Genomic DNA, 6,897 nt, shown 5'->3' with positions numbered 1-6,897 from the left:
CGAGATATCGTCGAGGGCGACCGGTCCAACCGCCTGGCGATCTCACGGACGGATTCCTTACCCCTGAGCAAAGCGATCTGCTCGCGTTCATCAAAGGACAACGAACGCCCGGTAAGGATCCGGCCCCTGCGTGGCCGGATCCCTCCCGAGGACCTCAATTCACGCCGCACAGTCGTTACGGACCATCCGACGAACTCTCCCGCTTCTTCAAAGCGGGAACCGTCCGCTACCTGTTGCCAGAACGACTGAACAACCTCAGAAACCAAACGACTCGAGAACTTCACCACGGCAATCGACACCCTTCAATAATCAGGTGTTGCGATCACCGCATGATTCGAAGCGTCGGGAACGACGCGAACTGCGACTTAGTTGGGCTGGCCGGCTTAGCGTTTGGACCCGCCGCGGACCCGCTCCAGGAACTGGGCAGTCCGGAATTCCAGCCCGGCGATCTGCTTGAGAACGACGGCGGCCGGGTCGGGGTTGATCTCGTTGACCGGCGGTTCCTTGCGCACGTTGGCGCTGCAACCGAACTCGGCGCAGATCAACGTGCCCACGGTATTGCCGTCCTTGCCGGATTGCCCGGCCTTCTTGGCGACCCACAAGTAGACGTCTGCCTTGGAGAACACGTCCCGGCACAGCTCGCAGAGGACGGCGCGTTTCTTGCCGGAGCCACCCTCGGGCGCTCGGAGCATGATGCCTGTCAGCTTGCCGTTGGTTGGCAGGACCAGGTACCCACGTTGGGGCATTTTCTCGTCCCGCCAACCCAGGAACTCCAAGGACTCCCACTCGATTGAGTCGAAGTGCCGGGGGAGGTTGAGTTTGCCTGCCTCGGAACGGCTGGCATTGATGAACGACGATCGGATTTGTTGCGCAGTAATTTTCTGCATGGCGAAGTTCTTTCGGAAATTGACGACGTCGGCAGCGCGCCTGGCGCTGCGTCATGGCACGGGCGGCGTCGGTCACCAAGAGAACACCAGGGCGCGTCAATCCACCCACTGGTTGGAGTGGTTTTCGATGCTCTTGGTGCTAGTTGGAGAATGCCGACGCGTGGGGGTGTGCCAAGCAGGCCGATACGGCCACCTCGCAACCCATGGCGGCGGCAACTGACTCAGTGCGCACGCTCATCCCCTCGTCGATTTCCTATGGAAGCGGTAGTCCGCTGCCGCTATCCTCCCAAATTCCGTGGGGGACTGTCCACTGAGAGAGGGACGGCGGGAAGGGTGTGTTCGCTGAGAGAGGGTTCGCCGGGAAGGGGGTGTTTGGTGAGAGAGGGTCGGTGGGAAGGGGGTGTTTGGTGAGAGAGGGTGTGAATTGGGCACGCTGAACGGTATTTTGGCGTCATGAGGGGATTACGCGACGCAAACGTTTCGTAATTATCGAAAGGCTAGGCTAGCCTTACTTAGGTTCGCATCACTTACTTAAGGAGTCCCGTGGCTTCCCTTCTCCCACGCCGCGCCCTGCTGAAGACCGCAGGTTCTGCGACGGTCGCAATCGCCGCCGTCGCCCTTACCCTCACTGGCTGCTCCACTGGACCCGCCACTTCCACTCCGGCTTCCCAGCAGGCCGAGTCAGCTGCTTTCCCCGTCACCATCAAGAACGTCTTCGGCGAGACCACCATCAAGGAACAGCCCAAGCGCGTGGTTACCGTTTCGTGGGTCAATGACGACATCGCGATCGCCCTGGGCGTTGTCCCGGTTGGTGTTCCGAAGAACGAGTGGGGCAACAACGACAAGGGCTCCACCCCGTGGAAGGATGCAGCCCTCGAGAAGCTCGGCGCCGGCTTCGGCACCGACAAGGCACCGGTCCAGTTCTCCGAGGCTGACGGCATCAACTTCACCGAGATCGCCAAGCTCAGCCCGGACGTCATCCTGGCCGCGTACTCGGGCCTGGAAGAAGCCGACTACAAGAAGCTCAGCGAAATCGCCCCCGTCGTGGCCCAGCCGGAGCTCGCCTACGGTACCCCGTGGCAGGAAAGCACCACCTTGATCGGCAAGGCCCTGGGCAAGGAAGCCGAAGCCAAGAAGCTGATCGAGGACACCGAGTCCACCATCAAGGACAAGGTCTCCAAGTACCCGCAGATCAAGGACAAGACCTTCATCTACGGCAACCTCGAGCCCGCCAAGGGTGACGGCGTCAACGTCTACACCGCGATCGACAACCGTCCGCGCTTCCTCTCCGAAATCGGCATGAAGCTGGCACCTGTGGTCACCGAGAACACCAAGACCAACAAGGACTTCTTCATCCCGTGGTCCGCTGAGAAGGCCAACGAGCTGGCCTCCGACGTCTTCGTCACCTGGGTTCCCGAGGCTGCAACCGCTGACGCCATCAAGGCTGACCCGCTCCTGAGCCAGATCCCGGCCATCAAGTCCGGCGCGCTGGTTGCCGATGCCAACCAGACCCTGACACTGTCCATCTCCGCGTCGTCGCCGCTGAGCCTCCCGTGGGCTTTGGACACGTTCCTGCCCCAGCTTGGTGCCGCCGCCGACAAGGTCGCGGCCAAGTAGAGCAATGAAACTGAGTACGACGACGGCGGCCACCGCGGGGCGGGTTGGTGGCACTTCGGTGCCGGGTAACCAGCGAGGCATCGCCCCAGGCAGCGACACGGCCGGAAGGGGAACCCGGCCGCGGAGCGCAGGCAAGCGGACCGCTTGGCTGTTGGTCGCCGTCGTCGTACTCGCAGCTGCGTGCGCCGCATCGTTGGCGATCGGCGCGCGCGGGCTTCCCCTTTCCACCATCTGGGAAGCCATCACGCACTTCAATCCGGCCGACGGCGACCATGCCGTGGTTATCGCTCGCATTCCGCGCACCGTACTGGGCCTGCTGGCCGGAGCCGCCCTTGGCCTGGCCGGCGCGGCGATGCAGGGCGTGGCCCGCAACCCGCTGGCCGATCCCGGCATCCTCGGCCTCAACGCCGGAGCCGCTTTGGCCGTTGTCGTTGGCATCTATGTTTTCGGCATCGGCTCGCTGACCGGCTACATCTGGTTCGCCTTCATCGGCGCCGCAGCGGCCGCCGTCGTGGTTTACGCCATTGCGTCCCGCGGACGTGACGGTGCGACGCCGGTCAAGCTCGCCCTGGCGGGCGCGGCGCTGAGCGCTGGTTTGTTCTCCCTGATGAACGTCATCCTCGTTTCCAGCCAGGACACCCTGGACCGCTTCCGTTTCTGGCAGGTGGGAAGCATCGGCGGACGTGACTGGTCCGTCCTACTGCCCGCCCTGCCGTTCCTGGTAATTGGCGCCCTGATTGTGGTGGGCGGCGGCCGCGTGCTGAACAGCCTGGCCCTCGGCGACGACATTGCCCGGGGCCTCGGCCAGAATGTTGCGTTGTCCCGCGGCATCATCGGCCTGGGCATCGTGCTCCTCTGTGGATCCGCTACCGCGCTGGCCGGTCCCATCGGCTTCCTCGGCCTGGTCATTCCGCATGCCGTCCGCCTGCTGACGGGCCCGGACTACCGCTGGATCCTGCCCTTCTCCATGGTTTCCGCGCCCATCCTGCTGATCGTGGCGGACGTGATCGGCCGCGTCATTCTTCTCCCTGGCGAAGTTCCCGCGGGCATCATGACGGCGCTCGTTGGCGCTCCCGTGTTCGTCTGGCTCATCCGCCGCGGAAAGGGGGCCGGACTGTGACCACCCTCAAATCCTCGGCCGAGCCGGCAATTAACGGCAATCCGCAGCAATCGCCATCCCGCCGCGTGTTCAGCCCCACGATCTTCCTGGCGCTGGCCCTCCTCGTCATGTTCGCGGTGTACGTCCTTTTGGGCAGCTACACCGTGACCATCCCGGATTTTTTCAAGATCGTCATCAACCACCTGACCGGGGGCGAGAAGATCCCGGGCGCCACCTTCATCGTCATGGAACACAAGCTTCCCCGTGCCATGGTGGGGACGCTGATCGGCGTTGCTTTCGGCCTTGCCGGTGCTCTTTTCCAGACCATGCTCCGCAACCCGCTGGCCAGCCCGGACATCATCGGCATCAGCTACGGAGCCAGTGCTGCTGCCGTCACCGCGATCGTGGTCTTCGGTGCCTCCGGCGCGGTGATCTCCGGAGCTGCACTGGGCGGAGCCCTTGGCGTCGCAGCCATCATCTATGCCATCTCCCGAAAGACCGGCTCCGGGGCAGGCAGCCGCGGCAACGCTGCCGGAAACCGCCTCATCCTGGCAGGCGTGGGAATCGCCGCAGCCCTCCACGCTGTGGTGAACTTCCTCATGACCCGCGCGGACATCCGTACGGCCGCGGATGCCTTGGTGTGGCTCAACGGTTCGCTGAATTCTGCCAACTGGGAACGCACAGGCGTCCTGGCCATCGCGCTTTTGATCCTCGTTCCGGCCGTCATCGCCCTCGCGGGACCGCTGCGCATGCTCGAACTCGGTGACGACGCTGCCGCTGGATTGGGTATCAAGGTCAACGCCACCCGGCTGGGACTCGTGCTGACCGCCGTCGGGCTTGCCGCAGTCGCAACCGCAGCAGCGGGTCCGGTGGCGTTCGTCGCCTTCCTTGCCGGGCCGATTGCCCGCCGCATAGTCCGCAAACCCAGCCTTCCGGCGTCGGCCCTCACCGGTGCGCTGATTGTGCTGGCCGCCGACTTCTTTGCCTCAAACATCGCACCGGTTATCCTCGACGGAACCGTTCTCCCGGTTGGCGTCGTTACGGGTGCCCTCGGTGCCCCCTTCCTTCTGTGGCTCCTGCTCACGTCGAACCGAAAGGAAGCCTGACATGGCGATCCTTAATGCCAAGGACCTGACGCTCCAGTACGAGCAGCGGAAGGTGGTGGAAGGCCTCACCACGGAGATTCCCGAGGGCAAGGTGACCATGATCGTGGGCGCCAACGCCTGCGGCAAGTCCACCCTGCTCCGCGGATTGTCCCGGCTCCTGAAGCCCGCCGGCGGCGCCGTGACCCTGGATGGCAAGGACATCCATTCGCGTCCTGCCCGGGAACTTGCCCGGACCCTCGGCCTGCTCCCGCAGCACCCCACCGCGCCGGACGGCATCACCGTGCGGGACCTGGTGGGCCGCGGACGGTACCCGCACCAGGGCTTCTTCCGCAGCTGGAGCGCCACGGACGACGCCGCCGTGCAGCGCGCGCTCGAAGCCACCGCAACGCTGGAACTCGCTGAGCGGAGCGTCGACGAATTGTCCGGCGGGCAGCGCCAGCGCGTGTGGATCGCGATGGCCCTGGCGCAAGAGACCGAGGTCCTGCTGCTCGATGAGCCCACAACGTATTTGGACCTCGCGCACCAGGTTGAGGTCCTGGACCTGGTCACGGACCTGAACCGCAGCCGTGGCACAACGGTGGCGATCGTGCTCCACGACCTCAACCTCGCCGCGCGCTACGCGGACCACGTGATCGCCATGAAAGGCGGCTGCATCGTAGCCGAAGGTCCGGCCCCGGTGGTGGTCACCGAGGAACTGGTCCACACCGTTTTCGGCTTGGAGTCCCGGGTGGTTCCGGATCCGATCTCCGGCACGCCGCTGATCGTTCCCATCGGACGCCACCACGCCCAGGCCCCGACACGTACTGAACACCACGCCCGTCACGCCAACGAACTGGAGATCGCCTCATGAGTGCACAACCCACCCGGGCCAAAGCGAGCGCCGCAGTGGAACCGATGACCCTGGCCTTCGACGTCACCGTCACCGCGGTCCAGGAACTGAGCCCCAACTTCCGCCGCATCACCTTTGGCGGCTACTCCCTCCGCGACTTCGGGGTGGCAGGGGACACCCTTGACCTGCGCGTGAAACTCATGATTCCGTCCTTGGACGAGGACGGCCGCATCATCCCGCTCCCCGAGTTCAAGATGGACGAGGCAGGCTGGTACCAGGAGTGGCTCGCCATGGACCCCGCCGTCCGTGGCTCCATGCGTACCTACACCGTCCGCTCCGAGCGCCTCGATGCCGTGTACCCGGAAATCGACATCGACTTCGTCATGCACTTCGACGATTCCGGTCACGGTGGACCCGCCGCCAACTGGGCAGTGGCAGCCAAGCCGGGCGACGCGCTGACCATCATCGGGCCCAACAACCGCGCAGCCCAGTGCACCACCGCAGGGGCCTACGGTGGCATCGAATGGCGCCCAGGCCTGGCCCAGCGTGTGCTTCTTGCGGGTGACGAGACTGCCGTGCCGGCCATCAGCGCCATCCTCGAAAGCCTCCCCGCGGACATGACGGGCCACGCTTTCCTTGAAGTCCCCTCCGCAGCCGATTTCCAGGACATCAGCACGGCAGCCGACATCGAGATCACGTGGCTTGCCCGCGGCGCAGCCATTGGACGCTCCCGCCCGCACGGTGAGCTCCTCAAGGAAGCCGTGGCCAAGGCGGTCCCCGTTCCGGGTTGGGTAGGCCTGAAGGGTGCCGACGCAGCGGCCGGTCCGGAGCCGGAAGACGTCAACGTGGATCAGGACATCCTGTGGGAAACCCCGCAGCGCATGGATGCCGCCGCCATTGAAGCCACCAAGAACCCAACGCTGCCTGCCGGTGCCTTGCCGTTCTACGCCTGGATCGCCGGCGAAGCGTTCGTGATCAAGGAAATGCGCCGCTACCTGGTGCGGGATGTCGGTATTGACCGCAAACAGGTTGCCTTCATGGGGTACTGGCGCCAAGGCAAAGCGGAGGGCTAAGCCCCCAGCGCTTCGGGGCGGCCCGGTTGGCTGCGTGGCTGGGTCCGCCCGCGCGGCGGCCATCCTCGGCGTGCTGCTCCTTCGTCGCTTTGACGCACGCTGCCGGACGCCCTCCGCGTGGTCTCGTGCGCGCGTCCCTTTCTAACGCTCTCTCACCAAATTGCCCCCCTTTTCGCCACGCTCTCTCAATCTGGGGTTGCCCGCAAGTTGTGGACAGTTGGTCAGGCGGCTTGTGCCTGCTGAGGTTGGTCCGTGGTGAGCAGCAGTTCGTGCTCCACGGGGGTGT

The 6,897-nt window shown here is 64.8% G+C and carries 7 protein-coding genes; 5 read left to right on the top strand and 2 right to left on the bottom strand.

The genetic code is table 11. The annotated features are described in order from the left end of the window. Together ACH488_RS21820 and ACH488_RS21815 are read right to left on the bottom strand one after the other, a co-directional pair. On the bottom strand, positions 1–299 hold a 299-nt coding region (locus ACH488_RS21820), incomplete at its 3' end, for a helix-turn-helix domain-containing protein (protein ID WP_397326689.1). Positions 300–383: 84 nt separating this feature from the next. Continuing rightward, positions 384–887, bottom strand: a complete 504-nt coding sequence (locus tag ACH488_RS21815; protein WP_397326688.1) for an FBP domain-containing protein — start codon at positions 885–887, stop codon at positions 384–386. Positions 888–1,430: 543 nt separating this feature from the next. On the opposite strand from ACH488_RS21815, the gene ACH488_RS21810 reads away from it, so the two are divergent. The 5 genes from ACH488_RS21810 (at position 1,431) to ACH488_RS21790 (ending at position 6,611) form a co-directional block, all read left to right on the top strand. After that, positions 1,431–2,504, top strand: a complete 1,074-nt coding sequence (locus ACH488_RS21810; protein ID WP_397326687.1) for an iron-siderophore ABC transporter substrate-binding protein — start codon at positions 1,431–1,433, stop codon at positions 2,502–2,504. Positions 2,505–2,508: 4 nt separating this feature from the next. After that, positions 2,509–3,624, top strand: a complete 1,116-nt coding sequence (locus ACH488_RS21805; RefSeq protein ID WP_397326686.1) for a FecCD family ABC transporter permease — start codon at positions 2,509–2,511, stop codon at positions 3,622–3,624. Between the two features lie 107 nt (positions 3,625–3,731). After that, positions 3,732–4,709 (top strand): FecCD family ABC transporter permease, encoded by a 978-nt coding sequence (locus ACH488_RS21800; RefSeq protein WP_397326690.1) that lies wholly within the window; start codon positions 3,732–3,734, stop codon positions 4,707–4,709. A gap of 1 nt (position 4,710) precedes the next feature. Then, complete coding sequence (locus ACH488_RS21795) at positions 4,711–5,559, top strand: ABC transporter ATP-binding protein (protein ID WP_397326685.1); 849 nt, start codon at positions 4,711–4,713, stop codon at positions 5,557–5,559. Then, on the top strand, positions 5,556–6,611 hold the full coding sequence (locus ACH488_RS21790; RefSeq protein WP_397326684.1) for a siderophore-interacting protein: 1,056 nt from the start codon (positions 5,556–5,558) through the stop codon (positions 6,609–6,611). The genes ACH488_RS21795 and ACH488_RS21790 overlap by 4 nt, the downstream gene beginning before the upstream one ends. Positions 6,612–6,897: the final 286 nt, after the last annotated feature.

Origin of the sequence: Paenarthrobacter sp. NPDC018779, assembly GCF_044391085.1 — a bacterium.
Taxonomy (GTDB): Bacteria; Actinomycetota; Actinomycetes; order Actinomycetales; family Micrococcaceae; genus Arthrobacter.
This window is presented reverse-complemented; position numbering and strand designations above follow the sequence as displayed.